This window comes from Sphingomonas sp. P3_C6 (assembly GCF_056402595.1).
In genome coordinates this window covers 21,351-48,055 of sequence record NZ_JBFUHB010000027.1, presented here as the reverse complement: position 1 = coordinate 48,055, position 26,705 = coordinate 21,351, and the positions used below count along the sequence as shown (strand labels likewise).

Annotated in this window: 23 protein-coding genes; 13 read left to right on the top strand and 10 right to left on the bottom strand. The window is 64.8% G+C overall.

Annotated features, from left to right (window positions below; translation table 11 throughout):
* Positions 1-72 precede the first annotated feature (72 nt).
* The 4 genes from AC1DT7_RS19895 to AC1DT7_RS19880 all read left to right on the top strand — a co-directional run bounded on the left by AC1DT7_RS19895 (position 73) and on the right by AC1DT7_RS19880 (position 3,241).
* Positions 73-399, top strand: a complete 327-nt coding sequence (locus tag AC1DT7_RS19895; protein WP_478037917.1) for a GIY-YIG nuclease family protein — start codon at positions 73-75, stop codon at positions 397-399.
* 73 nt (positions 400-472) lie between these two features.
* The gene (hpnK, locus tag AC1DT7_RS19890; RefSeq protein WP_478037916.1) at positions 473-1,339 is read left to right on the top strand and encodes a hopanoid biosynthesis-associated protein HpnK; all 867 of its coding nucleotides are present in this window, start codon (positions 473-475) and stop codon (positions 1,337-1,339) included.
* 10 nt (positions 1,340-1,349) lie between these two features.
* Complete coding sequence (locus tag AC1DT7_RS19885) at positions 1,350-2,255, top strand: ferritin-like domain-containing protein (protein ID WP_478037915.1); 906 nt, start codon at positions 1,350-1,352, stop codon at positions 2,253-2,255.
* Between the two features lie 20 nt (positions 2,256-2,275).
* Positions 2,276-3,241: a lysylphosphatidylglycerol synthase domain-containing protein gene (locus AC1DT7_RS19880; protein WP_478037914.1), complete on the top strand. Its 966-nt coding sequence runs from the start codon at positions 2,276-2,278 to the stop codon at positions 3,239-3,241.
* Positions 3,242-3,442: 201 nt separating this feature from the next.
* On the opposite strand, the gene AC1DT7_RS19875 is transcribed toward AC1DT7_RS19880, so the two are convergent.
* Together AC1DT7_RS19875 and AC1DT7_RS19870 are read right to left on the bottom strand one after the other, a co-directional pair.
* Complete coding sequence (locus tag AC1DT7_RS19875; RefSeq protein ID WP_478037913.1) at positions 3,443-3,919, bottom strand: YbaK/EbsC family protein; 477 nt, start codon at positions 3,917-3,919, stop codon at positions 3,443-3,445.
* Positions 3,919-4,200, bottom strand: coding sequence for an HU family DNA-binding protein (locus AC1DT7_RS19870; RefSeq protein WP_478037931.1), 282 nt, complete (start codon positions 4,198-4,200; stop codon positions 3,919-3,921). The genes AC1DT7_RS19875 and AC1DT7_RS19870 overlap by 1 nt, the downstream gene beginning before the upstream one ends.
* A 304-nt stretch (positions 4,201-4,504) precedes the next feature.
* On the opposite strand from AC1DT7_RS19870, the gene AC1DT7_RS19865 reads away from it, so the two are divergent.
* From AC1DT7_RS19865 to AC1DT7_RS19850, 4 genes are read left to right on the top strand one after another with little or no spacing between them, the layout of a single operon-like run.
* Entirely contained in the window at positions 4,505-7,960 is a 3,456-nt protein-coding gene (locus AC1DT7_RS19865) for a response regulator (protein ID WP_478037912.1), read from the top strand.
* A gap of 4 nt (positions 7,961-7,964) precedes the next feature.
* Positions 7,965-8,789 (top strand): CheR family methyltransferase, encoded by an 825-nt coding sequence (locus AC1DT7_RS19860; RefSeq protein ID WP_478037911.1) that lies wholly within the window; start codon positions 7,965-7,967, stop codon positions 8,787-8,789.
* Positions 8,786-9,361: a chemotaxis protein CheB gene (locus AC1DT7_RS19855; protein WP_478037910.1), complete on the top strand. Its 576-nt coding sequence runs from the start codon at positions 8,786-8,788 to the stop codon at positions 9,359-9,361. The genes AC1DT7_RS19860 and AC1DT7_RS19855 overlap by 4 nt, the downstream gene beginning before the upstream one ends.
* Positions 9,358-10,530: a hybrid sensor histidine kinase/response regulator gene (locus AC1DT7_RS19850; RefSeq protein WP_478037909.1), complete on the top strand. Its 1,173-nt coding sequence runs from the start codon at positions 9,358-9,360 to the stop codon at positions 10,528-10,530. The genes AC1DT7_RS19855 and AC1DT7_RS19850 overlap by 4 nt, the downstream gene beginning before the upstream one ends.
* Positions 10,531-10,683: 153 nt before the next feature.
* On the opposite strand, the gene AC1DT7_RS19845 is transcribed toward AC1DT7_RS19850, so the two are convergent.
* Together AC1DT7_RS19845 and AC1DT7_RS19840 are read right to left on the bottom strand one after the other, a co-directional pair.
* Positions 10,684-12,270 (bottom strand): alpha-N-arabinofuranosidase, encoded by a 1,587-nt coding sequence (locus tag AC1DT7_RS19845; protein WP_478037908.1) that lies wholly within the window; start codon positions 12,268-12,270, stop codon positions 10,684-10,686.
* 251 nt (positions 12,271-12,521) lie between these two features.
* Complete coding sequence (locus AC1DT7_RS19840) at positions 12,522-13,160, bottom strand: TetR/AcrR family transcriptional regulator (protein WP_478037907.1); 639 nt, start codon at positions 13,158-13,160, stop codon at positions 12,522-12,524.
* Between the two features lie 85 nt (positions 13,161-13,245).
* On the opposite strand from AC1DT7_RS19840, the gene AC1DT7_RS19835 reads away from it, so the two are divergent.
* The 3 genes from AC1DT7_RS19835 to AC1DT7_RS19825 are packed head-to-tail and all read left to right on the top strand — an operon-like array spanning position 13,246 to position 17,449.
* On the top strand, positions 13,246-14,685 hold the full coding sequence (locus tag AC1DT7_RS19835; protein ID WP_478037906.1) for an efflux transporter outer membrane subunit: 1,440 nt from the start codon (positions 13,246-13,248) through the stop codon (positions 14,683-14,685).
* Positions 14,682-15,881: an EmrA/EmrK family multidrug efflux transporter periplasmic adaptor subunit gene (locus tag AC1DT7_RS19830; RefSeq protein WP_478037905.1), complete on the top strand. Its 1,200-nt coding sequence runs from the start codon at positions 14,682-14,684 to the stop codon at positions 15,879-15,881. The genes AC1DT7_RS19835 and AC1DT7_RS19830 overlap by 4 nt, the downstream gene beginning before the upstream one ends.
* 11 nt (positions 15,882-15,892) lie before the next feature.
* On the top strand, positions 15,893-17,449 hold the full coding sequence (locus AC1DT7_RS19825) for a DHA2 family efflux MFS transporter permease subunit (protein WP_478037904.1): 1,557 nt from the start codon (positions 15,893-15,895) through the stop codon (positions 17,447-17,449).
* Between the two features lie 30 nt (positions 17,450-17,479).
* On the opposite strand, the gene AC1DT7_RS19820 is transcribed toward AC1DT7_RS19825, so the two are convergent.
* Positions 17,480-18,538, bottom strand: a complete 1,059-nt coding sequence (locus tag AC1DT7_RS19820; RefSeq protein WP_478037903.1) for an alpha/beta hydrolase — start codon at positions 18,536-18,538, stop codon at positions 17,480-17,482.
* A 414-nt stretch (positions 18,539-18,952) separates the two neighbouring features.
* Between AC1DT7_RS19820 and AC1DT7_RS19815 the strand changes: the two genes are divergently transcribed.
* The gene (locus AC1DT7_RS19815; protein ID WP_478037902.1) at positions 18,953-20,611 is read left to right on the top strand and encodes a carboxylesterase/lipase family protein; all 1,659 of its coding nucleotides are present in this window, start codon (positions 18,953-18,955) and stop codon (positions 20,609-20,611) included.
* 146 nt (positions 20,612-20,757) lie between these two features.
* The gene (locus tag AC1DT7_RS19810; protein WP_478037901.1) at positions 20,758-21,129 is read left to right on the top strand and encodes a hypothetical protein; all 372 of its coding nucleotides are present in this window, start codon (positions 20,758-20,760) and stop codon (positions 21,127-21,129) included.
* A gap of 94 nt (positions 21,130-21,223) precedes the next feature.
* Here AC1DT7_RS19810 and AC1DT7_RS19805 read toward each other — a convergent pair whose 3' ends face one another.
* The 5 genes from AC1DT7_RS19805 to AC1DT7_RS19785 all read right to left on the bottom strand — a co-directional run bounded on the left by AC1DT7_RS19805 (position 21,224) and on the right by AC1DT7_RS19785 (position 26,632).
* On the bottom strand, positions 21,224-22,378 hold the full coding sequence (locus AC1DT7_RS19805) for a fumarylacetoacetate hydrolase family protein (RefSeq protein WP_478037900.1): 1,155 nt from the start codon (positions 22,376-22,378) through the stop codon (positions 21,224-21,226).
* A gap of 114 nt (positions 22,379-22,492) precedes the next feature.
* A complete protein-coding gene (locus AC1DT7_RS19800; protein ID WP_478037899.1) occupies positions 22,493-23,407 on the bottom strand; it encodes a crotonase/enoyl-CoA hydratase family protein in 915 nt (304 codons plus the stop codon).
* Positions 23,404-24,015, bottom strand: a complete 612-nt coding sequence (locus AC1DT7_RS19795; protein WP_478037898.1) for an Isoquinoline 1-oxidoreductase subunit — start codon at positions 24,013-24,015, stop codon at positions 23,404-23,406. Before AC1DT7_RS19795 ends, AC1DT7_RS19800 begins: the two co-directional genes overlap by 4 nt.
* Positions 24,012-26,168, bottom strand: a complete 2,157-nt coding sequence (locus tag AC1DT7_RS19790) for a xanthine dehydrogenase family protein molybdopterin-binding subunit (protein ID WP_478037897.1) — start codon at positions 26,166-26,168, stop codon at positions 24,012-24,014. Before AC1DT7_RS19790 ends, AC1DT7_RS19795 begins: the two co-directional genes overlap by 4 nt.
* Positions 26,165-26,632, bottom strand: a complete 468-nt coding sequence (locus AC1DT7_RS19785) for a (2Fe-2S)-binding protein (protein WP_478037896.1) — start codon at positions 26,630-26,632, stop codon at positions 26,165-26,167. Before AC1DT7_RS19785 ends, AC1DT7_RS19790 begins: the two co-directional genes overlap by 4 nt.
* Between the last annotated feature and the right edge of the window lie 73 nt (positions 26,633-26,705).

Here is a 26,705-nt window from a genome sequence, read left to right as displayed (position 1 = left end):
TTCGGTGAGTCCTCGACTGGCGTCGTGCTGAACTTGTTTCAGCATCCAGGCTTCGGCATCCGGTGACGTTGCGTGGGTCGGCAACCGTGCGTCTATATTCTGGCAAGCGGCTATCTGGGCACGGTCTATATAGGCGTGACCCCGAATCTTACGGCACGTCTCGATGAACACCGTTCCGGCACAGTGGAGGGTTTCACCAGCCGTTATAAGGTTTTTCGACTGGTGTATTTCGAACTGCTCGGGGACATGCCGACCGCCATCAAGCGGGAGAAGCAACTCAAGGCGTGGCGGCGCGCGTGGAAGTGCAACCTGATCGAGCGCGAGAATCCGGCTTGGAATGATCTGGCGCCCGGGCTTGGATTGGCCGAAGTGCTTCCTTCAAACCTTCCGTCATGCTGAACTTGTTTCAGCATCCAATTTGCCATCAGGAAGGTGGCGTGTGGGGCACGTTGGACCCTGAAACGAGTTCAGGGTGACGCAGAGTAAGGAAGGGAAGCGCACGGCAACGAAACGCCTCGTCATCACCTCGGACGATTTCGGCGCGGCCCTCGCTGTCAACGACGCTGTCGAGCAGGCCCATCGCGGCGGTATCCTGACCGCCGCCAGCCTGATGGTCTCCGGCGAGGCGGCCGCCGATGCTGTGGCGCGGGCCAGGACCATGCCGAAGCTGGGCGTTGGCCTGCACGTGGTGCTGGTCGAGGGCCGGCCCACGCTCCCGCCAGAGCAGGTTTCCGCACTGGTCGACACGACCGGCCATTTCCGCACCGACATGGTCCGTGCCGGAATCACCATCTTCGCCAACCCGACCGCTCGTCGCCAGCTTCTCGCCGAGGTAGAGGCGCAATTTGCTGCCTTCGCCGCGACCGGCCTGCGGCTCGACCATGTCAACGCGCACAAGCATTTCCATCTGCACCCGACCATCGCCTCCACGATCCTGGCGACCGGCAAGCGTTATGGCATGAAGTCGGTGCGCGCGCCGATCGAGCCGCGGGACATTCTGGCGAAGATCGAGCCCGATACCCGCGGCGTCGATGTCGCACGCCTCTGGGCGTTGCTGGTGCGCAGACGCATGCGCGCGGCGGGCATTACCGTACCCGATCAGGTCTTCGGCCTGGCCTGGTCAGGCGCGATGGATGCGGTGCGGGTGCGTGGGCTGATCGAACATCTGCCCGATGGCCTGACCGAGATCTATACCCACCCCGCCACTGACGACCATTACCCGACGCACGCCCCCGGTTACGCCTATCGCGTGGAACTGGCGGCGTTGATCGACCCTCTTGCGCGCGAGAGGATCTCGCGCGACAGGATCGCGTTGGGGAGCTTCACCGACTTCGCTTGAGATTAATGCCATGAACATTGCCAACGGCTTCAGCCACTTTGCCCAGCCCGAGCCGGTTCCCGCCGGCCCGATCCGCCTCGGCAGCCGCGAACATCGCGCCCTTTTCTGCCAGACGATGCTCGACACGCACGACCCCTATCGGCCTGCGCTGATCGACTGGCCCAAGCTCGAGCCGGAGACGCGCGACAAGATCGTCTCGCTGCCGATCTGGGACATCGCCGTCGCGACCGAGGGGCGCGCCGGCATGAACGTGAAGACGTTCGGCGAGGCGATCGGCGATCCGCTGCTGAAGGCTGCGGTCGACATGAACGGCTTCGAGGAGAGCCGGCACAAGATCGTGCTCGCCGACATGGTCCAGGCCTATGGCATCGTGCTGGCGCCCGAGCCCGAGTATAAGCGCCCGCGCGATCCCGAGTTCGCCTTCATGCGCACCGGCTATTCGGAATGCATCGACAGCTTCTTCGGTTTCGGCCTGTTCAAGCTGGCCAAGGATTCGGGCTTCTTTCCCGAGGAACTGGTCGACACGTTCGAGCCGGTGATGCGCGAGGAGGGGCGGCACATCCTGTTCTTCGTCAACTGGGTCGCGTGGTGGCGGCGCAACATGCCGTGGTGGCGGCGGCCGTTGTTCGAGGCGAAGGTGCTGATCGTCTGGATGTTCCTGATCGGCGAGCGGATCAGCATGGCCAAGGGCATGGGCGATGACAATACCAAGGCGCAGGAGAATAATTTCACCCTCAACGGCTCGAAGGAGCTTGGGGTCGAGGTGACTTTTCCCGAACTTGCCCGGATCTGCCTTGCCGAGAATGACCGGCGTCTGGCACAATATGATGCGCGGTTGATCAGGCCGCGTTTCGTGCCGGCGATGATGCGTCTCGCATTGCGTTTCGCGGGTGGGCGCAAGGGAGAGGCCGGCTGAAGAATTTCGCACGCGCGGGCATGCTGCTCGCGACGCTGGGTGGGCTGGCCGCCGCGGTCTGGGTCTTCGGCTCGATCGGGCTCGGCAGCGTGCTGGCGGTCGCGGGGCGGATCGGGATCGATGGATTCATGATCTTCTGCGCCATTTCGATTTCCACGTTCGGAATCCTGGGGGCGGCCTGGCTGGCGGCGGCGCCGGGTGAGCCGTTCGACCGGGTCGGCCTGTTCGCCTGGGCCAGGGCGGTGCGGGAGGCGGTTTCCGATCTGTTGCCCTTCTCGCAGATCGGCGGCATCGTCGTCGGCACGCGCACACTGACGACCGCGGGCATTCCGGCATCCCGCGTCTATGCATCCTTCGTGGTCGACATGACGACCGAAATGGCTGCCCAACTCGTCTTCACCCTGTTCGGCCTGGCGATGATCGTCACCCTGTTGGCGACAGGTGGCCAGGCGGCGGCGTTGCGGCCGCTCATCCTCGGCGGCACGGGGGTGATGGCGGCGGCGATGGTGATGTTCTTCTTCGCCCAACGCCCGGCGCTTGGCCTGGCCGGGCGGGTGGCCCAGCATTTCCTGCCCGGGTCGGTCGTCGCCATGACCGGCATCACCGACAGATTGCGAGAGACCTATGCGCAGCGCGGACGCGTCGCGTGTGCCTTTGCGCTCAACCTTGCCGGCTGGATCGTCAGCGGGATCGGCGGTTGGGTCGTGCTGCGGATGATGGGCGCGGAGATTTCGATCTGGTCGGCACTGTCGCTCGAGAGCCTGATCTTCACCCTGAGGAGCGTGGCGTTCGCCGTGCCAGGCGCGATCGGCGTGCAGGAGGCTGCCTATGCCCTGGCCGCGCCGCTGTTCGGTCTGCCGCCGGAAACGGCGCTCGCACTTTCCCTTGCCAAGCGGGCACGCGACCTCGCAATCGGCTTGCCGACATTGATCGTCTGGCAGATCGGTGAAGTGCGGGCGGTGGTGCTGGCATCGCGCAAGGGGTAGCCGGCCAGCGCTTGCGTCAGGATGCTAGAGCGGTTTTCGATCCGATTGCATCGGATCGGCTGCTACAGATATCTGTTCTAACGCGATTTCCGAGTCAGCAGGTGATTCCATCTGCTTCGAAATCGCTCCAGGCTGCGCACGGCGATGGGCAACCTATTCGCGCGCCTGCCGCCTGCCTCAGTAACGATACGATGATGGGCGTCAGGCCGCGTTGTCCGGGCTGATGCAGACATCGACCCATTCGGCACCGACAAGCTCGGCGAGCCGCCCGGGGCTGAGGCAGACCGATGCGGTGCGCGATCCCGCCGCCGGGTAGATCAGGTCGAAATCCCTGAGCGACACGTCGCAATAGATCGGCAATGGTGTCGCGAGCCCAAAAGGACAGACACCGCCAAGGGGATGGCCGGTCAGCCGTTCGGCTTCCTCGGCGCCCAGCATGCGCGGACGGGCACCAAGCGCATCCCTGGTCTTGCGATTGTCCAGCCGGGCGTCGCCGCGCGCGACGACCAGGACGACCCGGTCGTTCACGCGCAGCGACAATGTCTTGGCGATCCGGCCCGGCTCGACGCCGAGCGTGGCGGCGGCCTCGGCGACCGTCGCCGTGCTCGCCGCCTGCTCGATGATGGCGATGTCGGGGGCCTCCCTGCTCAGAAAGGCCCTGACCGTCTCCAGGCTCATCAGCCGTTGAGCTTGTCCTTGACCGCCTTGGCGGGGGTGAAGGTCAGCTTCTTCGACGCTGCGAACTGCATCGTCTCGCCGGTCCGGGGGTTGCGGCCTTCGCGTGCCGCGGTCGCCTTGACCTTGAACTTGCCGAAACCGCTCAGCGCCACCTCGTTGCCGTCTGCGGCTGCAGCGGTGATCGCTGCGAACACGCCTTCCACCAGCTTCTTGGCATCGGCCTTGGTCAGGCCGTTGTCGGCGGCGATCGTGTCAACGAGGTCGGAGGTGTTCATGTCGATCTTGTTCCTTGCGGTTGAAAAGGAGGCGCGCCTAGCCGGGGAGACTGGGCGTGTCCAGAACGGAGATGGGGATTGGCGCCGAATCTCCGAAGGATCACCGATAGACCTTCCGCCTGCATCCTGCGAGCGCGGATCCCGGACCACACCCGAGCCAGGGCGCGGCCGCCCGAACTGCCGAGGCCGGGCGAGGTGCGGCGCCGCATTTGCGTTGCTAAGGCCATTTTCGGGCCAAGGGCTTTGAATCGGTTACAGAATAGCCGATACGCGGCGCTCGGGTTTTTCAGAAAATGCGAGTTAGGTACCGATGTCGCTTTCGTTCGCGCGCAGTTCGGCTGCACAAAGGTCAGGCATGGGCGCCGGGGCGGCGCTCGGTCTCGCGGCCGTTATCCTGTTCTTTGTGATCAGCGGGGCCGTCGCCTATCAGAACATCAACGTCCTGCGCGAGGACGCCCGCAAGATCCAGCATTCCCATTCGGTGATCCGGTCGCTCAACGACGTGCTCCTGACCATCCAGGATGCCGAGACCGGGCAGCGCGGCTTCCTGCTGACCGGCAACGAGCAATATCTTGGCCCTTATAGCGAGGCGCTGGCGCAGCTCGGGGGCAGGCTCGACAGAATTGGGTCGCTGACCAGCGACAATGCGTCCCAGCAGGAAAGGCTCGTGGCGGTCCGCCGCCATGCCGGCGCCAAGCTGGCCGAACTGAAACAGACCATCGAGCTGCGCCGACGTTCGGGAGTTGCCGCTGCGCTGCAGGTCGTGGCCAGCGACCGCGGCAAGGTCGAGATGGATGCGATCCGGACTCAGCTCGATCTCATGCAGCAGGAGGAGGCGCGCCTGCGTCAGACGCGCCTCGACGAGATGGAGGTCGCGTATCGGACCGCATGGTTCACCGGCATCCTGACGGGCATGCTCGGCGTCGCGCTGACCCTGGTCGTCGGCTTCCTGATCCGCCGGGCGAGTATCGCGCGCGATCGGCAGCAATGGCTTCAGTCGGGGCAGGCGCAACTGGCCTCCGCAATGCTCGGCGAGCAGTCGATCGGCGAACTCGGCGAGAATATTCTCGGCTTCCTGACGACGTTCCTAGATGCCCATGGCGGCGCGATATTTGCCGGCGATGGATCGCATTATCGCAGGATCGCGACCTATGGCGTGCCGGCGGATGCGCGGATCCCCGAAAAGTTCGTACCCAGGGAAGGCCTGCTCGGCCAGGCGGCGGCCGATCGCGCCCAGCTCGTCCTGAGCGATATCCCGGACGGCTATCTGACGATCGGCTCGGCGCTCGGCCAGGACAAGCCGCGCCACCTGACCATCTCGCCGACGGTCGCCGACGATGTCGTGCAGGGCGTATTCGAGCTCGGCTTTCTTCAGCCGGTCAGCGACGAGGTGCTCGGATTTCTCCGTCAGGCGTCGGCGTCGATCGGGGTCGGCCTGCGCTCGGCACGTTTCCGGGCGGAATTGCAGAATCTTCTCGAGGAGACCCAGCGCCAGTCGGAGGAACTGCAGGTCCAGAGTGAGGAGCTGCGCGTCTCGAACGAGGAACTTGAGGAGCAGGGCCGTGCGCTGAAGGAATCGGCCGCTCGCCTCGAACAGCAGCAGGTCGAGCTGGAGCAGACCAATTCGCAGCTCGAGGAACAGGCCCAGCAACTGGAGATCCAGCGCGACGATCTGGCACGCTCGAACGCGGCCGTCGAGCTGAAGGCGCGCGAGCTGGACCAGGCGAGCCGCTACAAGTCCGACTTCCTGGCCAATATGTCGCATGAGCTGCGGACCCCGCTCAATTCGCTGCTCATCCTGTCGAAGCTCCTCGGCGACAACCCCAATGGCAATCTGAGCGCCGAGCAGGTCAAATATGCCACGACGATCCAGGCATCGGGCAATGATCTGCTGGGGTTGATCAACGATATCCTCGACCTGTCCAAGATCGAGGCGGGTCATGTCCAGGTCAGGCCCGAGACGGTCTCGCTCGAGCGGCTGGCGGCGGACATGCGCCAGTTGTTCCAGCCAGTCGCCGGCGAGCGTGGGCTGCAATTCGATATCGTGATCGCGGAGGACTGTCCCGAGACGATCGATACCGATCGCCAGCGGGTCGACCAGATCCTCAAGAACCTGCTGTCGAACGCCTTCAAGTTCACCGAGGCAGGCAGCGTGGCCTTTTCCGTCGCGCGCGCCGATGACGGGCGGATCGCGCTCACCGTGACGGATTCCGGCATCGGCATATCCGAGGACCATCAGCACGAGATATTCGATGCCTTTCGCCAGGCGGACGGCACGATCAGCCGGAAATACGGCGGTACCGGGCTCGGCCTGTCGATATCGCGCGAGCTGGCCCGCCTGCTCGGCGGCAGCATCGCGCTGGAGAGCGAGCCCGGCAAGGGGAGCCGCTTCACGCTGACGCTGCCGCTTTCCTATGATCCGGCGCTCGTGGCGCCGCGCGAGGAAGCGCCTCCGCTCGCCTCGGCGCCGGCGGCGGCGACAGTGGCACGGATGCCCGGCCGGCCGCCGACGCTGCCGCGCAAGGTCGATGACGATCGCGATAGCCTTGGCGGGGAGCGGATCCTGCTCGTGGTCGAAGACGATTCGAGCTTTGCTGGCATCGTGCGTGACCTGGCGCGCGAGATGGGCTTCCAGTGCCTGATCGCGAGCACGGCCGAGGAGGCGCTGGAACTGGCGCGCCGGTACAGGCCGAGCGCCGTGGTGCTCGATGTCGGCCTGCCCGACCAGTCGGGCCTGGCCGTGCTCGATCGGCTCAAGCGCGATGTCGAGACGCGCCATATACCGGTCCATGTCGTCTCGGCGAGCGACCACAGCCAGACCGCGCTGTCGCTCGGTGCGATCGGTTACCTGATGAAGCCGGTGAAGCGCGAGGAGCTTGCCGGGGTGCTGGAGGCGCTCTCCGCGAAGCTCGCCACGACGGTCCGCCGCGTGCTGATCGTCGAGGACGATCCGATCCAGCGCGACGCGGTCGCAAGGCTGCTCGGGTCGGGCGATGTCGAGACGGTGACCGTCGGGACGGCGGCTGAATGCATGGCGCGGCTGAAGGAGGGGACCTTCGACTGCATGGTGCTCGACCTGACACTGCCCGACGCATCGGGATTCGCGCTGCTCGAGACGCTGCACGCTGACGAAGGTCACAGCTTCCCGCCCGTCATCGTCTATACCGGGCACGACCTGTCCGCCGACGACGAGCAGCGCCTGCGGCGCTATTCCGATTCCATCATCATCAAGGGCGCGCGTTCGCCGGAGCGGCTGCTCGACGAGGTCTCGCTGTTCCTGCACCAGATCGTAACCGAACTGCCGCCCGAGCAGCAGAAGATGATCCAGCAGGCGCGCAACCGCGACGCGATCCTCGAAGGGCGGCGTATCCTCATCGTCGAGGACGATGTCCGCAACGTCTATTCGCTGACGAACATCCTGGAACCGCGCGGCGCCAGGATCGAGATCGCCCGGAACGGGCGCGAGGCGATCGATGCGCTCGAAAAGGCGGGCGACAAGGTGGGCGACAAGGCGGGGAACGAAAACGGTCAGTCGATCGATCTGGTACTCATGGACGTGATGATGCCGGTGATGGATGGCCTGACGGCAACCCGCGAGATCCGGAAGGATGGGCGCTGGAAGAAGCTGCCGATCATCATCCTGACCGCCAAGGCCATGCCGGACGATCAGCAGCGTTGCATCGAGGCAGGGGCCAGCGACTATATGGCCAAGCCGCTCGACGTGGATAAGCTGCTGTCGCTGGTCCGGGTCTGGATGCCGCGCTGACCCGATGACCGACGCGATCGAGGATATCGAGATCCGGCTTTTGCTGGAGGCGCTGCACCAGCGCTACCATTATGACTTCCGCAATTACGCGCAGGCGTCGATCCGGCGTCGTCTGCGCCAGGCGCGGCAGCAACTGGGCTTTGCGACCTTCTCCGCGATGCAGGAAAGCCTGCTGCACGACGAAGCCATGCTGCCGAGGCTGCTCACCTATCTGACGGTCCAGGTCAGCGAGATGTTCCGCGATCCCGGCTATTTTCGGGCGATCCGCGAAAAGGTCATTCCGCACCTGCGGACCTATCCCTCGCTCAAGGTGTGGATCGCCGGGTGCAGCGGCGGCGAGGAGCTCTATTCCTTCGTCATCCTGTTCCGTGAGGAGGGCCTGGAGGACCGGACCCTGTTCTATGCGACCGATATCAGCCAGGACGCGCTCGATACCGCGGCGAAAGGCATCTACCCGCTCGACCGGATCAGGAAGTTCACGGAAAATCACCGGGAGTCCGGAGGAAAATCGTCACTCTCGGACTATTACAGCACCGCCTATGGCGCCGCGGCATTCGACAAATCCCTGCGCGAACGCGTGGTATTCTCCGATCATAGCCTGGTCACTGACGCGGTGTTCGCCGAGATGCATCTCATCTCCTGCCGCAACGTCATGATCTATTTCGACCGCGAACTGCAGGATCGCGCGATCGGCCTCTTCCGGGATTCGCTGGTGCGCAACGGCTTTCTCGGCCTGGGCTCGAAGGAGAATATCCGTTTCTCGGCACATGCCGCCGCGTTCAGCGATTTCGTGCGAACCGAGAAGATCTATCAGAGGCGCGATCTATGACCGCGATCGCGCCTCGTGCGGTCGTGATCGGGGCCTCGGCCGGCGCGATCCAGGCGCTGTCCCGGATCCTGCCCGCCTTGCCTGCGGACTATCCGTTGCCGATCCTGGTAGTGGTTCATGTGCCGGCGGATCGAAACAATATTCTCGCGCCGCTGTTCGAGGCCAAATGCGCGGTGGCGGTCCGAGAGGCGGAGGACAAGGAACCGGTGCTTCCGGGCGTGGTCTATTTCGCGCCGCCGGACTATCATCTGCTCGTCGAAGCCGAGGGTACGCTGTCGCTGTCGAGCGATGAGCAAGTGCTCCATTCGCGCCCGTCGATCGACGTTCTCTTCGAAAGCGCCGCCGATGCCTATGGCGCTTCGCTCATCGGTATCGTCCTCACTGGCGCCAACGCCGATGGTGCGAACGGATTGAAGGCCGTGGCGGATGCCGGCGGCACGGCGATCGTCGAAGACCCGTCGGGTGCCTATGCGGATGCCATGCCGCTCGCCGCGCTTAAACAATGTCCGGCTGCACGCATCCTGTCGCTCGATGCGATCGCGCTCCATCTGATGAAAGCATCCGAAGTATGAAGAGTGAGGTCAGCCCGGTTCAGTTCCTTCTCGTCGATGACCTGGAAGAGAATCTCCTCTCGCTCGATGCACTTCTTCGGCGGGACAATCTCGTCCTGCTCAAGGCGCGCTCGGGCGACGAGGCACTGGAACTGCTGCTCCGCGACGAGGTCGCGCTCGCCCTGCTCGACGTGCAGATGCCCGGCATGGACGGGTTCGAACTTGCCGAGTTCATGCGCGGCAACGAGCGCACGCGGCATGTACCCATCATCTTCGTGACCGCCGGCACCGCGGACAGCCAGCGCCGCTTCCGCGGCTATGAGGCCGGCGCAGTGGACTTTATCCAGAAGCCGATCGAGGCCGATATCCTGCGCAGCAAGGCGAATGTGTTCTTCGACCTGTATCGCCAGCGTCAGATGCTGGCCGCGCAGCGGGATGAACTGGAAGCGGCGTCGCAGGCTCTAAAGGAAGCCGACCGGCGCAAGGACGAGTTCCTTGCGATGCTAGGGCATGAGTTGCGCAATCCGGTCACCGCCCTTCATGGCGGCCTGCATCTTCTGAAGAAACGAACCGGCGCCGATGGCGACCATATTCGCGAGAAGATGGAGCGACAGCTGTTCCATCTTTCCCGCCTGGTCGAGGATCTGCTCGATATCTCGCGGATCGGGAAGGGCAAGATATCGCTTCGGAAGGAGCGGATCGACCTGGCCGTCATCCTGCGGTCCGCCATCGAGGCGAGCGAGCCCAATCTCGAAGCGGCCGGACATGTCTTCACGACCGACCTGCCGGACGAGCCGGTCTGGCTCGACGCCGACCATACGCGAATCGCTCAGGTGGTGGCGAACCTGCTCAACAATGCCGCCAAATATACGCCGGCGGGCGGCGCGATCTCCGTCGCCGCGAGGCCGCTGGACGGACATGTCGAGATTGCGGTCAGCGACAACGGCATCGGCATTCCGGCGGAGATGCAGTCTCGCATCTTCCAGATCTTCGCTCAGGTCGAGGGGCATCGCGAGCAGGCAAACGGCGGCCTCGGTATCGGCCTCGCGCTCGTCCGCCAGCTCGTCATGCTGCATGGCGGGTCTATCGCCGTCGAGAGCGAAGGGGAGGGGAAGGGCAGCATGTTCACGGTCAGGCTCCCGCTGATCGAGCCTTCAGAGGCGACGGAGGACAGGGCCGGCGTCCGTTAAAGGCTGCTGCCTCGACCACGGCGCGCACCACTTCATCATCTGAATTGGCGGCCGCGCGGCGAAGGTCGAGCTACCTACCTTCCGGTCGACGCGACGCCGATCCTCACGCATCTTCCCGGGACGGCGGCCTTGTCTGCCGCCGCCCCGTTCGCGTTACGATCCGACCTGTACGACCACGATCGACTTGGCGGGAATGTCGAGGGTCACGCCATTCGCGCCGGCCGCCTGTCCGCTGAACGCCTTGGGGCTGACCGTTTCGGGCGCGGCAAAGGTGTTGACGGCATCGACCCGCGGCGCGGTCAGCACCTCGCCACGCGCCCAGCGTACCGGTGTGCCCGCTACGGCCGCATCGATACGAACCGAGCGGTTCGGATCGAGATTGGTTACTGCCATCCAGAGCTTGCCGCTCGTATCGCGCGCGGCGATCGCATCGACCCGCGGGAGGGTGACGTCACCCCGGCTGTAGGTGCCGGCATTGAAGGCCAGCGGGACGAGCGTCGCATCCTGGAACGGCAGGTACATCTTGAAGACATGATAGGTGGGCGTGAGGACCATCTTGTCCTTGTCGGTCAGGATCATCGCCTGGAGGACGTTGATCATCTGCGCGATGTTGCTCATCCGTACCCGGTCCGCATGTCGGGCGAAGATGTTGATGTTGAGCGCCGCGATGACCGCGTCCCGAAGGGAGTTCTGCTGCTGGAGGAAGCCTGGGTCGCTCCCCGCATTCGGCTTCAGCCACACGCCCCACTCATCGACGACGAGCGGCACTTTCTTCTCAGGATCATATTTGTCCATGATCGCCGAGTGCGTGGAGACGAGCGCTTCCATCTTCAGCGTTGCCTTGACCAGCGTCGCATAGGCCGTTTCGTCGAAATTCTCGCTGGCATAGGCGGGCGGCCAGCCATTGGTGGTGTAGCTATGCAGGGAAAGGCCCTCGATGCCCCAGGCCCAGGTCCTGTCCTTATAGGCCTTCATGACGGCTTCGGTATATTCGGGCTTGTCCCCATCGGGGCCGACCGCGATCCGCTGCATCGTCTCGGCGCCGGTCTGCGCCGGATTATAATTATGGGTGAAGCGGGCGAAGGGCTTCATCAACTCTACATAATGTTCCGGCGTGTAGGACCCACCGCACCCCCATGCCTCGTTGCCGAGGCCGAGATATTTCACCTTATAGGGGGCAGGGTGGCCGTTGGCGGCCCGTTCCTTGCCGGCCGTCGTTTTCGCATCGGCGGTCATATAGGCGAGCCAGTCCGACGCTTCCTCGACGGTGCCCGAACCGACATTGACCGACACATAGGCCTCGCTGCCGATCTGCCCCACGAAATCGAAGAACTCGTCGGTGCCGAAGGTGTTGGGCTCGACCGCGCCGCCCCAGTTGGTGTTGATCGTGTTGTGGCGGTCCTTTGCCGGGCCGATGCCGTGGCGCCAGTGATATTCGTCGGCGAAGCAGCCGCCCGGCCAGCGCACATTGGGAACCTTGATGGCCTTCAGCGCGGCGACCACGTCCTTGCGGATGCCGCGCACGTTCGGAATCGGCGAATCCTTGCCCACCCAGACGCCGCCATAGATGCCGGTGCCGAGATGTTCGGCGAACTGGCCGAAGATGTTCCGGTCAATCTTCGCGCCCGGCTTTGCCGCGTCAATGGTGATCGCGACATCGTCGCCCTTACGTGCTTGTGCGTGGACCGGCGCCACCGACGCCAGCAGCAATGCGACAAGTGTCAGCGACCGTCGGAACATGTGCGTGAATCCCCTCTTCAACCATGATCTGGCACGGGAATCGCGATCGGCAAGCAACCGCGTTCCCAACTTCTCCTACAATATATCCCTTAGAGCTTCATGCGCCGGGTGCAACGCCCGGAGGTGGGTGAACCTTGCGAAGCGCAGTTTTCCTATGGTTTCCGGTTTGGCGGGGCGCGCCATGCCGTTCCGCTGATGAGGCCGGAGGCTCAATCGGTATTTAATACCCTGACTAATACACCGCGAAGACGCTACCGGGTGGCCGGAGAGGCCGAAGCATAAGCGCGAGAGAAGATATCGAGCGCCGTGACCGCGTAACGATGGATTTCTTCGGCATCGGGCGCTCCGACGATTCCCCAGAGCCGCAGGTTATGTTGCATTTGCGTGAGCTGGATCAGCGCCATCGCTGCCTGTATCGGGTCGTCCTGGCGAAGGTCGCCGGCCTCCATGCAACTGCCGATATAGCTGGAGAGCCGATCAAGAACCCTTTTCGGCCCGCGCTCGAAGAAGATGTGGCCGATCTCGGGAAAGCGCCCGGCTTCGCCCACGATCAGACGGTGCAGCTGGAGGCTGTCCGGATCGATGATCTTGTGCAGAAAGCGGATCGAGAAGTCGAGCAAGGTGGTGCGCCAATCGCGCCCCGGCCGTAGCGCGTCGTCGAGGCTTTTGCGGAAGTTCGCGGTGGCGTCGTCGAGGACGGCGGCGAACAGATCCTCCTTGGACGGGAAATAGGCCCAGAGCGTTCCCTTGGAGCCGCCAAGCTCGGTGGCGATCGTCGACATCGATGTGGCGGCATAGCCATGCGTTAGAAATGCGTTGCGCGCGATTGTGACGATGGCCGCGCGGCGCGTTTCCCGGTTCTCCTCACGACGTGACAATATTTTGGTCATAGCCGTACTATAGGGTACGATTATGCGTTGACAAGCTCCGGCTCCGCGAGCATCTGGCCGCCGTACCGAGGAGTACGGTAATCCAATGCGACTGATTCGACTCTCCTGTGGCCTGGGCATTGCCGCGGGCCTTGCGGCGTGCGCCGCACCCGATCTGGGGCCGCGCCCCGAACTCGCGAAGCCCGGCGATTATGCATCGGGCGCCAGCTTGGCATCAGGCGTAACCGCGGCCGACTGGCCGGCGGCAGCGTGGTGGCATGGCTATGGCGACCCGCAGCTCGACACCCTGATCGGCGAGGCGCTGGCGGGATCGCCCGACATCAAGATCGCCGCGGCGCGGGTGCGCACGGCGCAGGGGGCGGTGCAACAGGCCGGGGCAGCGAGCCTGCCCACACTCAGCGCGGACGGCTCCGCGGGGCTCAGCAAGCAGAGCTATAATAACGGCATCCCACCGGCCTTCGTGCCGAAGGGGTGGAACGACACCGGGCGGCTGGCGCTGAACGCGGGGCTCGACCTCGACCTGTTCGGCCGCAACCGTGCGGCGCTGGCCGCCGCAACGTCCGAGGCTGAAGCGGCGCGTCTCGACGGGGAACAGGCGGCGCTGGTGCTCGCGACGAGCATCGCGTCCAACTATGCCGATCTTGCGCGTCTCTATGCCGAACAGGATGTATTGCAACGGGCTCTGGAGGTCCGCGTCGCGACCGAAAAGCTCGTGTCCGACAGGGTCTTGATCGGGCTCGATACCCAGGGCGAGCTCAAACAGGCACGTTCCGCGGTGCCGGCGGCACGGGTCGACCTCGCCGCCAATGTCGAGCAGATCGCGCTGACCAGGAACGCGATCGCCGCGTTGACCGGTGCAGGGCCCGATCGGGCGCTGTCGATCACGCGCCCCGCTATCCCGGTGCTGACGACCGGCTTGCCCGCCGACGCCGGCATCGCGCTTGTCGGGCGGCGGCCCGACATTGCGGCTGCCCGTGCGCGCGCCGAGGCAGCGGCGAGCCGAATCAAGGTGGCACATGCGAATTTCTATCCGAATATCAGCCTGACGGGGCTGATCGGGCTGCAATCACTCGGGCTCGACACCCTCTTCAAGGGTACGTCGAGCATCGGTTCGATCGGTCCGGCGATCACTTTGCCGATCTTCAATGGCGGCGCCCTGCAGGGCCAGTATCGCCAGGCGCGGGGGCAATATGACGAGGCCGTGGCCACCTATGACCGTACGCTGATCGAAGCGCTGCGCGATGTGGCGAATGCCGTGACGAGCCGGCGACAGGTGGGCACGCAGCTCACTGATGCGCGCGCGGCGCTGGCCGATGCCGAGGGCGCGTATCAGGTCGCGCAGCTCCGTTACAAGGGCGGCCTCTCGACCTTTCTCAACGTGCTCAGCGCGGAACAGAATGTGCTGACCGCCAGGCGGGTGCTTGCCGATATCGAGACGCGCCAGTTCGCGCTCGATATCCAGTTGGTGCGCGCACTTGGCGGCGGCTTCCAACCTTCCACACTTCAGACCAGCGGGACACGATGATGGACAACGAAACGCCATCCAAGGGAACGGATCAGGCGCCCGTCGAGCAGGCCGCGCCGGACGCGAATGCAACGCACGCCGACGCCGCCGGTTCGGGGGGCAATCCGGGAAGGCGCAAGCGACTGCTGCTTATCTTAGCCTGCGTTCTGGCCGTCATCACGGCCCTGTATTTTCTCTATGACTGGCTCGTCGCCTCGCGGCGCGTGACGACCGATAATGCCTATGTCGCCGCCGAGACCGCTCAGGTCACGCCGCTGATAAGCGCCCAGGTGATCGACGTGACGGTTAGCAATACGCATAGCGTCAAGCGCGGCCAGGTGCTGCTCAGGCTCGACGACGCCGACCAGCAGATTGCGGTCGCACAGGCCGAAGCCGATCTAGCGGCGGCCGAGCGGCGTTACGGACAGACCGCCGCGACCGGCGATGCTCTGCAGGCGCAGGCCAATGCCCGCGGCGCCGATATCGCCAGCGCGCGTGCTCAGCTCGCCGTCGCGCGCGGCAATCTGGAACGCGCCGAGATCGACTATAAACGACGCCAGGCGCTGGTCGGCGCAGGCGCCGTCTCGGGCGACGAGGTAACGTCGTCGACGAATGCGCTGCGGACGGCGCGCGCCAATGTCGCCCTGGCCGAGGCCGGGGTCGCCCAGGCGACGGCGACGCGGGAGTCCGCCCTTCGCGATCGTGCCGCGAATGCCGCGTTGACGCGCGGCACCACGCAGCAGACCGCACCAGAGGTGCTGACTGCGCGCGCAAAGCTGCGCCAGGCGCAGCTCGATCTGTCGCGCACCGTGATCCGCGCGCCGATCGATGGCGTGATCGCCCAGCGCAACGTCCAGATCGGCCAGCGAATCGCGCCTGGCACCGTGACGATGGCGATCGTCCCCATCGACAAGCTTTATGTCGATGCGAACTACAAGGAAGGCCAGCTGAAGCGCGTGCGGGTCGGGCAGCGTGCCACGCTGACCTCCGATGTCTACGGCGGCGGCGTCGTATATCACGGTCGGGTCATCGGTCTGGCGGGCGGTACGGGATCCGCTTTCGCGCTGATCCCCGCGCAGAATGCCACTGGCAACTGGATCAAGGTGGTACAGCGCCTGCCGGTGCGCATCGCGCTCGATCCGAGGGAGCTGCGCGAACGCCCGTTGCGCGTCGGCTTGTCGATGGATGTCGAAATCGACCTTTCGGACGATCGTTGAGGATATAGCCAATGGCTTCCGCCGCATCTCCCTCGGCTGCTGAGGCCAGCGGCGCCATGCAGCCGCTGACCGGTTCGCGCCTGGTCCTTGCCGGTTTCGTGTTAGCGCTGACCAACTTCATGGTGGTACTCGACACCACGATCGCCAATGTTTCGGTGCCGCATATTTCCGGCGGGCTTGGCGTTTCGCCCACTCAGGGGACCTGGGTCGTCACATCCTATTCGGTGGCGGAAGCGATCTGCGTGCCGCTTACCGGCTGGCTGGTCCGCCGCTTCGGCACCATCCGTGTGTTCATGGTGGCGATGATCGGCTTTGCGGCCTTTTCGGCGTTGTGCGGCATCGCCTCGACACTTGGCGAAATGGTCGCATTTCGTATCGGTCAGGGGTTTTGCGGCGGGCCGCTGATGCCGCTGACCCAGACCCTGCTGCTGCGCATCTTCCCCAAGGAGAGACAGGCCGCCGCGATGGGCGCGTGGGCAATGACGACGGTCACCGCGCCGATCCTGGGCCCGATTCTGGGCGGCACGATCAGCGACAATTGGTCGTGGCCCTGGATTTTCTACATCAACCTGCCGGTGGCGATCTTCTGCATCGTCGGCGTGTTTGCGCTGCTGCGCCAGGCGGAGACCAAGACGGAGATCGTGCCGATCGACCGCATCGGCCTGGCGATCATGATCATATGGATCGCCGCGCTTCAGGTAATGCTCGATCTCGGTCGCGAGCATGACTGGTTCGGCTCGAGCTTCATCGTCGGTTGCGCGATCGTCGCCGCGATCGGTTTCGTGACCTTCCTGATCTGGGAACTGACCGAGCGCAATCCGATCGTCGACCTTCGCGTGTTCCGGCATCGGGGGTTCACGGTCAGCGTGGCGGCACTGTCGTTCAGCTTCGGCACCTTCTTCGCTTCGGTGGTCATCATCCCGCAATGGCTGCAAACGACGATGGGCTATACCGCGACCGATGCCGGTTATATCACCGCGTTCAACGGCTTGCTGGCGGTGATCTTCTCGCCGATCGTCGCCAAGCTCTCCAACAAATATGATCCCCGCGCGCTGGTATGTTTCGGCATATTCTGGCTGGGCCTGACGTCGATCATGCGGACCTATTGGTTCAGCGGTGCGGATTTCTGGATTCTCGCCATGCCGCAACTGGTGCAGGGGCTGGGCATGCCCTTCTTCTTTATCCCGCTGACGATCATCGCGCTCGGTGCGGTCAAGCCGGAAGAGACGGCATCCGCGGCCGGGGTGATGAGCTTCCTGCGCACGCTCGCCGCGGCGATCGGCACGTCGATCGGCGCGACCCTGTGGCAGAACGGGGCGCAGACCAATCGCGTCGAACTCACCAATATCCTGAACGGAAGCGATCAGGTCATTTCGAACGCAACCCGGTCTGGCCTTTCCGCCGAACAGGGGCGTGGACTGATCGAACGGCTGGTGGACCAGGAAAGCTATGCGCTCGCGACCAACCACATCTTCGCGCTGGCGGCGGTGATCTTCTTCCTTTCCGCGTCGATCATCTGGCTCGCGCCACGACCGGCCAGGGCAGTGGACACGTCAGCCGCGCATTGATGTGGGCGCCCGTTCGGGGGGTAATCACCCTTATTTGGACCGCGTAAAAGCGCGGCGCAGTGCCGCCATCTTCGCTGTGGTGAATTGCCGGGTAACCGAGGAGCCGGGCGCAGCGTCATCGAAGCCGTGATACGCGCCGGGAACGACGATAAGCTCGGTCGCCACGCCGCTGTCGACCAGGCGCCGGGCATAGTCGATGTCCTCCTCGACGAAGAGATCGATCGACCCGACGCCGATAAAGGCCGGGGGCAGCCCGACGAGAGTCCGCGCCCGGGCAGGCACTGCCGCCGCCGGGACGGCCCGCGTTCCGGGCGCCTGACCGAGAAAAGATCCCCAGCCGAAGCGATTGTCGGCTGCGCTCCATCCTATCCTTCCGATATGCGGCGGCGGCATGCGGCTGCTGCCGGTACGGTCGTCGAGCATCGGATATATCAGCATCTGAAGGACGAGCGGCACCTCGCCTCTGTCCCGGGCGGTCAGGGCAAGCAGCGCCGCATGGCCGCCGCCGGCGCTTTCCCCCATTACCGCGATACGCGATCGATCGACGCCGAGGGTGTCGGCCTGGTCGTGCAGCCATTTGAGGGCGGCGTAATTCTCCTCGATCGACACGGCGTAGCGCGCCTCGGGGGCGAGCCGGTAGTCGACCGTGACCACGACGCAATCGAGATCCCGAGCGAGATCCTGGCGCGAGGCGATCTCGCTGCCTGCATTGCCGAAGACATAGCCGCCACCATGGGTGTGCAGGATCGCGGGGCGGCGCGTGCCGGGTCTGGCGTTGATGACGAACGCCGTGACGGTCGCAGCACCTCCCGGCACGGCAATCTCGTGCCTGGCCACGGCGATGTCGGGTCGCGGAGCGCGCGCGCCGTCCCGGATGGATTTGCGGATGTTGAGATAATTCCGGTCGAGTGGCGGCCCCTTGGGGCCGGACAGCATGTCGCGCGCTGCAGGACGCAGCTCCGGATCGACATCGGCCAGCGGATCCGCCATCGCTGCTTCGGCCAGAGAAGGCGAAACCGCCCCAGCACAGGCGGTGATGATCGCCGCAAGGCCTAAGCTATTGAAACGCCGCCTGCTATAGTCCGTCACAGCATCCTCCCGGCCTTGATCCGGGCGTTCTGCTTTTCCGGATATCGTCCGGCACAGTCTACCATATTTGTAGGAGTAGAAAAGCCGGCCGGGCGCATCAGGTTTTTCATCGGCGCGTGCCTGCGCCGAGGCAAGCCGACAGCCTCGCCAAGTCGCGCCTTTCGTCCTGCGGCACAGAGGAGAGTTTGTGCGGCATTTCGATCGTGGCGACGGTCGGCGGAAGTGTTGCCGGACTATTTCGGATAGCCTGTCGAACTCCCTCGTCCCGCGGCAATCATCCTCGGCATTGCGACAAGTTGCGACTCGCCTTTGTACTTGTCGGATTATATAGGATTCGCGGCCCCGCGCCCGAATCCAATCGGGAAGACAGGGAGCCAGGGGAGAGGATGGATGGTCGACGGATTACGGAATTCGATGTTGCTCAGCCGTAGGGCGGCGCTGGTCGGAACGGCCGCAGCCGGGGTCGGGTTGGCGTTGCCGGGCGAGGCACTGGCATCGGACAGCGTGAAGACCGCCGCGCACACCGGGCCGGGCCGCTGCTCCACTCCGAAATCGGCAGTCGCCAAGACGCAATATGGCAAGGTGCGCGGGTATCTTGCCGGAGACGTCTTCACCTTCAAGGGCATTCCGTACGGGCAGGACACCGCGGGCGAGAACCGCTGGCTTCCGGTCAAGGCGCCCAAGCCGTGGGCGGACGAGTATCCGGCGCTGGTCTATGGGGCGAACTGCCCGCAGACCCTGCACAATTTCCGCGCGATCGAGCAGACGTTCCTCCAGGACTGGGACGACGGCTTTTTGGGCGAGGACATGCTCAAGCTGAACGTCTGGACGCCGTCGCTAAGCGGAAGCCGCCCGGTCATGGTCTATTTCCATGGCGGCGGTTTCAGCTTCGGCTCGTCGTACGAACTGCCGTCGCACGAGGGCGCGCAGATGGCGCGCAACCATGATGTGGTGCAGGTCTCGGTCAACCACCGTCTCAACGTGCTGGGTTTCTTCGATCTCGCCGAATTCGGTGGCAGCGCCTATGAGGATTCGGTCAATGCCGGGATGATGGACCTAGTCGCGGCCTTGCGCTGGGTGCACGAGAATATCGCGAACTTCGGCGGCGATCCGAACAAGGTGATGATCTATGGCCAGTCGGGTGGCGGCTCGAAGGTCACGACGCTGCTTGGCATGCCCGCCGCCTCGGGGCTGATGCACCGCGCGTCGGTCCAGTCCGGCGGCGGCGGCAATATCCCCGACGCAGCCCAGACCCGTGAGTTTACGCGGCAGGTGATCAAGGAACTCGGCGTTTCGAAGGGCGATATGGCTGCCCTGCAAAAGATGGAATGGTCGAAACTGATGGAAACGGGGAACGCCGTTGCCGCAAAGATCAACGGACCGGCCCGGGGCCTTCCCGGCCCGGCTGCGCCGCCAACGCCGCCGCGCGTCGGCTTCGGTCCGACCATGGATGGCCGGATCATCAACATGCGATCCTTCTTCGACGCCGCGCCCGAGATTTCGAAACATATCCCGATGATGATCGGCGCCGTCAGCGAAGAGGGTATGCGCTATAGTTCCAACCCGACCGAGGCCGAGTGGCGCAAACAGCTATCGGAACAGATCGGCGCGCCGAAGGCCAATGCGCTGATCGATGCGATGAAGAAGGCGCACCCGGAAAAGTCTATCCGCACCCTGTCCTACGGCGTGCAGGGCATTACCGGCCGCAACAATGTGCAGCGCATGGTGAAGCTGAAATATGATCAGAAGGCAGCGCCGGTCTATCAATATCACTTCCAGTGGCAGTCGCCGATGCTCGAGGGTTCGGGCGCCTGGCATACGGCCGAACTCGCTTTCTGCTTCGACAATACCAAGCGATGCGAACAAGGCACCGGGGATACGGCCGAAGCGCGGGCACTTGCCACCAAGATGGCGCGGGCCTGGGCCAATTTCGCCCGGACCGGAAATCCGAGCCAGCCTGGCCTGGCCTGGGCGCCGAGCGATCCCATCAAGTGCCAGACCATGGTCTTTGATAATCGCTGCCGGATGGAAGACGATCCGGAAGGGGAGGTGCGCCGTATCATGCTTGCGTGACGGCGTGGCGATCCGGGCAGGCATCGGGATCCTTCAGTCCCGATGCCTGCCCGGATCGTCGTTTTTACATCTGACGCTTCGTTGTTCAGTATCGACACAGTTCGACGACCAAGGACGGTCCGTCGATTTTTTGAGAGGGGAATATCATGAAATTAGCCTGCGCCGCTGCTGTGACGCTGTTCCTCGCGAGCGCCGCCGCGCCCGCGACTGCCCAGGATTTCGACCCGATGGCGATGGCCGATACCAACACCGACGGGAAGGTCGATCTGAAGGAAGCGACCAGCTTTACCGAACAGGGATGGGGCTATGCCGACCAGGCGGGCGCCGGGAAGATCAAGAAGGAGACGCTGCCCGACTTCTTCCAGCCCTCGTTCGCCAGCGCGAAGGTGGATGCCGAAGGATTCGTCACCAAGGAAGCGTACATCGCTGCAGTGCCGGACCGCTTCAAGGCAGCCGATGCGAACGCTGACGGTTTCCTGTCGGAACCTGAAATGCGCGCCTTCCTCGGCATGCCCTGACTTTACCGGGCAGCCCGAATCATATTCGACGCGGCGGGGTGCCGAGGGCAGTGAACTGCTCTCGGCACCCCGTACTTCTCTGGCGACAGGGCCATCATGATGTGGCCAGCAGTCCCCGGCCGGCGAGATTGCGCATCAGGTCCCCGATGCCGAATTGCCAGGGCGGCGCGGCCTTGGATGTCGTCACGCGGTTGACCAGGCGGCCGATGCGCGGCGTCGAGATGGTGACGACGTCGCCGACCTTGTGAGTGAAGCCGTGCTTGGGCACGTCGCGGTCCTGGGTCGGCGCGAACAGCGTGCCGAGGAACAGCACGAAGCCGTCGGGATATTGATGCTCGCTCATCGTGTGCTTGAGCAGCGCTTCCGGATCGCGGCTGATCTGGTTCATCGAGCTGATGCCGGTCAGGCGATAGCCTTCGGGCCCTTCGATCAGCARYTCGACCTCGGCATTGCGGACGTCGTCGAGCGTGAAGCCYTGGTCRAACAGGCGGATGAACGGGCCAAGCGCGCAGGACGCRTTRTTRTCCTTCGCCTTGCCGAGCAGCAGCGCCGAGCGGCCYTCGAAATCGCGCAGRTTGACGTCGTTGCCRAGCGTCGCGCCAACCGCGGCACCGGTCGAATCCGCCAGCATCACGATCTCGGGCTCGGGATTGTTCCAGGTCGAATCGGARCGCACCCCGATCTCGCCGCCATAACCGATGGTCGAGAGCACCGGCGACTTGGTGAACACCTCCGCATCCGGGCCGATCGCGACCTCGAGATATTGCGACCACATGCCGTCYTCGATCAGCGCGGTCTTCATCGCCGCCGCCTCGGGCGAGCCGGGCACCACAGCACGCAGGCTGCCGCCGATGATGTCCTCCAGCCTGGAGCGGACTTCRGCAGCCGCGCCTGCGTCGCCCCGCGCGCGCTCCTCGATCACCCGCTCCAGCGCGGAAACCGCGAAGGTCACGCCGGCCGCCTTCACGCATTGCAGATCGATCGGGCTKAGCAGGCGAAGTGCCGCATCGGCACCGGTGCCGAGYCCGAGCGAGTCGAGCGCGCCGAGCGCCGTGCCGGCGCCAGCGTCGAAGACCTTGTCCTCGATCAGCGACGAGACGGTCGGTGCGACTTTCGCCATGTCATGAACCACGCCACCCGCGATCAGGACCGGGCTCGGTCCCTCCGCGCCGGCAATCCGGCCGACGAACAAGCCGTCACGCCAATCCGCTGGCAGCGCATCCGCCACCGCAAAGCCCCCTTCAGACATTCCGCTCCGCTCTACACCGTTCTTGATAGCGCTACCATCAAGCGCAGCCGGGGCCGTGTCAAGGTCTCCGATAGTCTCGAATCACGAGAGGGACGCGGAAACCCTATAGGATGCTCAGCGGTAACGTGGCTCATCGAACCAGCGGGCGAAATCGTCCCACGCCCCGGATACGCGATCGGGAAAGGCGGCGGGGCGTTTTTCGAGGAAAGCGCCCACGCCCTCGCGCGCATCGGCGCTGGCACCGCGCAGCCACATCACCCGGCTTTCCAGCCGGTGCGCGTCCATCGGATGCCCGACACCCAGGCCTGTCCAGAGCATGCGGCGCATGACCGAAATCGAGACCGGTGCACTGTCGCGAGTGAGTTCCAGGGCGAGGGCATGGGCGGCGGGCAAAAGGTCATCGGGCGCGTGCACGCCTCGGATCAGCCCGCCGCGCAGTGCCTCCGCCGCGTCGAACAGGCGCGCCGAATAGCACCATTCGAGCGCCTGGCCGATGCCCACGAGGCGCGGCAGGAACCAGGTCGAGGTCGCCTCCGGCACGATACCGCGGCGCGCGAAGACGAAACCGAAGCGCGCCGTGTCGCTGGCCAGGCGGAAATCCATCGGCAGGGTCATGGTGACGCCGACACCCACTGCCGGGCCGTTGATCGCGCCGATCACCGGCTTGCGCGATTCGAAGATGCGCAAGCTCAGCATGCCGCCGCCGTCGCGCACCGCGGGGTTGGACCAGTCGACATCGCCATCCTGATCCACCGGCGAGTCGCCATCGGCCCAGCTACCGCCGCGCTTCTCATAATCGAAGGTCGCGCCGCCTTCGGACAGGTCCGCCCCGGCGCAGAAGGCCCGGCCGCTGCCGGTGACGATCACCGCGCGGACGGCATCGTCCGCATCGGTCGCGTCGAACGCGGCGAGCAGATCGTCGAGCATCGCCTTGTTGAAGGCGTTGAGCTTGTCCGGCCGGTCGAGCGTGATGGTGGCGATGCCGTCCCCATCCGTCTCCAGCCGTATCGTCGCGAAGTCCCGGCTCATGCCGCCGGGCACTTCGCTCCGCTCTCGACCCATGCCTTGGTCAGTGCACCGAACTGCGCCTGGGTGCCGGGCGCGGGCGTGCGGCCCTTGCCCGGGTTCCAGCCCCAACCGACCAGCACGTCGTTCGTGTTGTGGTCGATCAGCTTCTCCAGCGTTTTGCCGCCGTTGCGCGTCGGATCCTTGATCTGGGCGCAAATCTCGGCAAGCGACTTGCCCTCCCACGCCATCGAGATCGGCGCCAGCGCCCATTTGCGATTGCCGGGAATGCTGCCCTCGCCATTGGCGAAGTCGACATTGTCGCGGCCATGACAGGTTGTGCACTCCATGCCCGCCGCACCGAAATTATACTGTCCGCGCACGACCAGCGGGCTGTGCGGGTGCATGTCGTCACCCTGTAGCGGGCGATCGGTGCGGGGATGGCAGTTCACGCAGCGTGGGCTCTGGATGACCTTGCCCATCTCGCGGAACAGGGCGATCGAGCGCGCATCCTGATTGGCGATGCCGGCAAAAGCCGATGGGTCCTTGAGCGTGACGGGTGCACCCTTGGCCATGATGGCGACGGGCAGCGCGACGATGGCAACCGCCAGGGCGAGAAGGCGCGGGTTCATGCGTTTTCTCCATGGGCGAAGGGAAGTCTGCGCACGGCCTTGCCGGTCAGCTTGCGCCAGGCATTGCCGACAGCAGGAGCGAGCGGCGGAACGCCGGGCTCACCGACGCCGGTCGGCGCCTCGCTGGAGGCGATGATCGCCACCTCGACCTCCGGCATCTCGCCGATGCGCAAGCTGCGGTAGGTGTCGAAATTGCCCTGCGCCACCGTGCCGCCCTTGCCGAGCACCAACTCCGCATACAGCGCATGGCCGAGCGCGAAGCCAATGCCGCCCTCCATCTGGGCGCGGATGATATTGGGGTTGACCGCGACCCCGCAATCGACCGCACACCAGACCTTGTGCACCTTGGGCAGGCCGTCCGCGCCCTTCGACACTTCGGCGATCTGCGCGACATAGGTATTGAACGCCTTGTGCGTCGCGACGCCGCGCGCGCGTCCCGCCGGCACCGGACCGCCCCATTTCGCCATCTCCGCGACACGGCGGAGAACATTCTTTTCGCGCGGCTCCTTCATCAGTTCGAGCCTGCCCTCGACCGCATCCTTGCCACCGAGCGCCAGCAGTTCGTCGATGAAGGTCTCGACGACATAGGCGGTGTGGGTATGGCCGACCGAGCGCCACCAGTTGGTGGTGACGGGGCTTTTCATCAGATGCGCGCCGACGCGGAAATTGGGCAGGTCGTAGCTGCCCTCGGTCGCGCCCTCGGTCATCGTCGAGTCCTTGCCGTCCTTGACGATCATCTTCTCCATCGCGGTGCCGATGACGAAGGACTGGATCGCGACGACCTGATCCCAGGCGACGATATTGCCCTTGGCGTCGATCCCGCCGCGCAGCTTGTGCACGGCCATCGGCCGGTAATAGCCGCCGCGGATATCGTTCTCGCGCGTCCAGAAGAACTTGACCGGCGATTGCCCGCCCCAGGCCTTGGCAACGGCGCCCGCCTCCTGCGGGAAAGCCATGTCGGAGGTGGTGCGCCGGCCGAAGCTGCCGCCGGCATATTGCTGGTGGAGCACCGCCTTTTCGGGCGCGATGCCGAGCACGCCGGCGATGATGCTGGTCTCGGTCGCCTGGAACTGAGCGCCCATCCAGACGTCGAGCCGGCCGTCCTTCACCTCCATCACGGCGTCCATCGGCTCCATCGGGGCGTGAACGAGATAGGGCAGCTGATAGGTCGCCTCGATCGTCTTCGCCGCGCCCTTCAGCGCCGCGGCGGCATCGCCCTTCTTCTCATATTCCACGCCGGGCGTCGCCACGGCAGCGCGATAGGCGGTGAACATCTCCTCGCTCGACCGGAGCTCGGCTGCGCTCAGGTCCCAGTCGACCTTCAGCGCGTTGCGGCCCTTCATCGCGGCATAGCTGTCCCTGGCATAGACCACGACGCCCTGCGGGATCGCCTTGACCCCGACGACGCCAGGCGTGGCGAGCGCCGCCTTGTCATCGACCGACTTCACCTTGCCGCCAAAGGCGGGGGCGTGGAGGATGACCGCATGGACCATGCCTGGCCGGTCGATATCCAGTGTGAAGATCGCCGTGCCGTTGGACTTGATGACCGAATCGACCTTGGGCACGTCGGTGCCGATGAGGGTCCATTTGTCGGGCGTCTTGAGCACCGGCTTGGCCGGCGGCGTCATCGCCGCCGCCTCGGCCGCAAGCTCACCGAAACTGGCCTTGTTCGCGCCGTGGCTGACGACGCTCTTAGAGACCTTCACCTCGGCCGCAGGGACGTTCCACCGCTTCGCGGCCGCATCGACCAGCATCGCCCGGGCGGTGGCGCCGGCACTGCGCATCTGCATGAAGCTGTTGGCGATCGCGGTCGACCCGCCCGTCGCCATCACGCCGAAGAACAGATTTGCGTAGAGCTTGTCGTTGTTGGTGGCGTGCTCGATGCGGACCTGCCCCCAATCGGCATCCATCTCGTCAGCCGCGAGCGTCGCCAGCCCGGTCGCCGGCCCCTGCCCGAATTCGACATGCTTGATGACGATGGTGACGAGGTTGTCCGGCGTGACCTTGACGAAGGCGTTGGGCTGGAACGGCGCATCGGGCGCCGCGGCGGCAAGGCCGCGGCCCATCGGCAGGGCTAGCCCTAGGATGAGCCCGGTCGACTGGAGGAAGCCGCGCCGGGAGGGGACCAGAGCGTTGGGGATCGGGGCGTTCATGCGCTCTGCTCCATCGAGGTCGCGGCATCCTTGATCGCCTGGCGGATGCGGACATAGGTCGCGCAGCGGCAGATATTGCCGGCCATGCCCTGGTCGATATCGGCATCGGTCGGCTTCGGCTTCGCGGTCAGCAATCCGATCGCCGACATGACCTGCCCAGACTGGCAAAAGCCGCACTGGGGCACGTCGATCTTGACCCAGGCTGCCTTCACGGCTTCCGCCCTTGCGTCGGTTGCGCCTTCGATCGTGACGACCTTGCGTCCGGCGATGGTGCCGACCGGGGTGACGCAGGAGCGGCGGTTCTTGCCATCGAGATGGACGGTGCAGGCCCCGCATTGCGCGATGCCGCAGCCATATTTGGTGCCGGTCAGCTTCAGATGATCGCGCAATACCCAGAGCAGCGGCGTGTCGGGGTCGCCGTCGAACGAGACCTTGGCCCCGTTCAGAATGAAATCCGTCGCCACGCCGCGTCTCCCTTTTTAGTCCGCCCGGTACAGATAGGCGAGCACCGCCATGGTGCGCAATCGAAAGCGTCGT

Excerpts from the sequence above, each read along its gene's own strand:
- AC1DT7_RS19880 (WP_478037914.1), top strand. The coding sequence starts at position 2,276 with ATGCTGCTCGCGACGCTGGGTGGGCTGGCCGCCGCGGTCTGGGTCTTC.
- AC1DT7_RS19850 (WP_478037909.1), top strand. The coding sequence starts at position 9,358 with ATGAAGAGTGAGGTCAGCCCGGTTCAGTTCCTTCTCGTCGATGACCTG.
- AC1DT7_RS19815 (WP_478037902.1), top strand. The coding sequence starts at position 18,953 with ATGTTGCTCAGCCGTAGGGCGGCGCTGGTCGGAACGGCCGCAGCCGGG.
- AC1DT7_RS19860 (WP_478037911.1), top strand. The coding sequence starts at position 7,965 with ATGACCGACGCGATCGAGGATATCGAGATCCGGCTTTTGCTGGAGGCG.
- AC1DT7_RS19865 (WP_478037912.1), top strand. The coding sequence starts at position 4,505 with ATGTCGCTTTCGTTCGCGCGCAGTTCGGCTGCACAAAGGTCAGGCATG.
- AC1DT7_RS19840 (WP_478037907.1), bottom strand. The coding sequence starts at position 13,160 with ATGACCAAAATATTGTCACGTCGTGAGGAGAACCGGGAAACGCGCCGC.
- AC1DT7_RS19845 (WP_478037908.1), bottom strand. The coding sequence starts at position 12,270 with ATGTTCCGACGGTCGCTGACACTTGTCGCATTGCTGCTGGCGTCGGTG.
- AC1DT7_RS19800 (WP_478037899.1), bottom strand. The coding sequence starts at position 23,407 with ATGAGCCGGGACTTCGCGACGATACGGCTGGAGACGGATGGGGACGGC.
- AC1DT7_RS19810 (WP_478037901.1), top strand. The coding sequence starts at position 20,758 with ATGAAATTAGCCTGCGCCGCTGCTGTGACGCTGTTCCTCGCGAGCGCC.
- AC1DT7_RS19835 (WP_478037906.1), top strand. The coding sequence starts at position 13,246 with ATGCGACTGATTCGACTCTCCTGTGGCCTGGGCATTGCCGCGGGCCTT.
- AC1DT7_RS19830 (WP_478037905.1), top strand. The coding sequence starts at position 14,682 with ATGATGGACAACGAAACGCCATCCAAGGGAACGGATCAGGCGCCCGTC.
- AC1DT7_RS19825 (WP_478037904.1), top strand. The coding sequence starts at position 15,893 with ATGGCTTCCGCCGCATCTCCCTCGGCTGCTGAGGCCAGCGGCGCCATG.
- AC1DT7_RS19855 (WP_478037910.1), top strand. The coding sequence starts at position 8,786 with ATGACCGCGATCGCGCCTCGTGCGGTCGTGATCGGGGCCTCGGCCGGC.
- AC1DT7_RS19790 (WP_478037897.1), bottom strand. The coding sequence starts at position 26,168 with ATGAACGCCCCGATCCCCAACGCTCTGGTCCCCTCCCGGCGCGGCTTC.
- AC1DT7_RS19875 (WP_478037913.1), bottom strand. The coding sequence starts at position 3,919 with ATGAGCCTGGAGACGGTCAGGGCCTTTCTGAGCAGGGAGGCCCCCGAC.
- AC1DT7_RS19795 (WP_478037898.1), bottom strand. The coding sequence starts at position 24,015 with ATGAACCCGCGCCTTCTCGCCCTGGCGGTTGCCATCGTCGCGCTGCCC.
- AC1DT7_RS19885 (WP_478037915.1), top strand. The coding sequence starts at position 1,350 with ATGAACATTGCCAACGGCTTCAGCCACTTTGCCCAGCCCGAGCCGGTT.